The organism is Gluconobacter thailandicus F149-1 = NBRC 100600 (assembly GCF_000964465.1).
Lineage (GTDB): Bacteria > Pseudomonadota > Alphaproteobacteria > Acetobacterales > Acetobacteraceae > Gluconobacter > Gluconobacter thailandicus.
Map to the genome: position 1 here is coordinate 1 of NZ_BANH01000055.1, position 1,304 is coordinate 1,304.

At 57.7% G+C, this 1,304-nt stretch carries 1 protein-coding gene; it reads right to left on the bottom strand.

Features of this window, described 5'->3' with window-relative positions; all coding sequences use genetic code 11:
* Positions 1–1,274, bottom strand: a 1,274-nt coding sequence (locus B7444_RS13005; RefSeq protein ID WP_048855192.1) for an autotransporter strand-loop-strand O-heptosyltransferase, incomplete at its 3' end; no start/stop codon positions are given.
* Positions 1,275–1,304: the final 30 nt, after the last annotated feature.

A 1,304-nucleotide genomic window follows, 5' to 3' on the forward strand; every position in this document is an offset into this window, starting at 1 on the left:
ATGACCTGGGTTCCGGTGATCAGGCGGGTGCATTCGAACTGCCTGTCTGTTCCCTTGTGACGCGGGCACCAGAAGAAATCCTGATGGTCGAACTGATGCTGGGGGTCATTCCAGCAGGAATTGCAGGTGTGCCAGTTGATGATGCGGTACGGCGTGGCAAACTCGTTGTCCGGATGCGTAAAGCCGGAAATCATCACAACCGGGGTGCCTGCGGCATGAGCCAGCCATGCCAGACCGCTGGAGAGGCCAATGAAGAAATTCGCATGCTTCAGCCAGCGCGCACGCTCCGCAAGAGGCCGGTTGCCTGTCTCGTCCTCGGCGCCATGAGGAATATGGTTGTATACATATCCGGTGCCATGAAACGTTTTCTGATCAATGCAGATCACGCGATACCCTGAAGCCTTCAGGAACGCGATGACCTCCTGCCAGCCTGCCGGGTTGTTCCAGTATTTGCACTGCGTGCTGGCCTGCGTGGCAATGACAACATACGGCCCTTCGATCGGAGGCGTGTCGCCGTCCTGGATCGTGATGGGTGGCGGACTGTCATCCCAGGGATTGACCCCAAGAATATAGGCTGCCGTCCGGTGCAGGCCGACATGCCGGAAGTCCGTCGGCTGACGCGTGAATTCAGCGTCCGTAAAGAACAGTCCAAGATTGTAGCCCGCGTAAAATCCGGCTGTGAAATCCTTGTTCCCCTTGGCTTCGTCATGGCCAACGAGTGTGATCTCCGGATTGGCATCCTTGACGAGCGGAAGAATAACATCCGCCACGGAACACGTCACTCTGGCCCCACTTTCCCGCGCGAGACGCAGAACGGCCGGGAGCCAGGCGAGCGTGTCTCCCAGTGTTCCAACGGGGAGCTGGACCAGAACCGGCTTTTCTTTCAGGGACAGTTCATGATGCAGCACGTCCTCGTGGGTTCCGTCCGGCTTTTCCAGCCAGACATCGATCAGGAACGGGACGAAGAATTTCTTGGTCGAAGCCACCATGCCGCCCTTGAGGCGGGCATCGAACAGGATGTTCCCTGTGGAATAGTCTGACAGGCGGACATGCCACTGACCCATCTCAGGCGCGATGTCGGGCACCATGACCCGCGCACCATCATTGAAATCGAACCGTACCCCCTGACCGCCCTCAATGACAGGAACAGACGGCACAACAAGATACGGGCTTTTTTCTGACGCCTCTGCCTGAGGAGGCGTGGTCTGCAAAGCAGAAGGGGCCAGTGCCGGTGTCTCCGCAGACTGCACAGACACAGAAGTCACATCAGACATCAGTAACGCCGTCTCCAAATCTCATCAAAC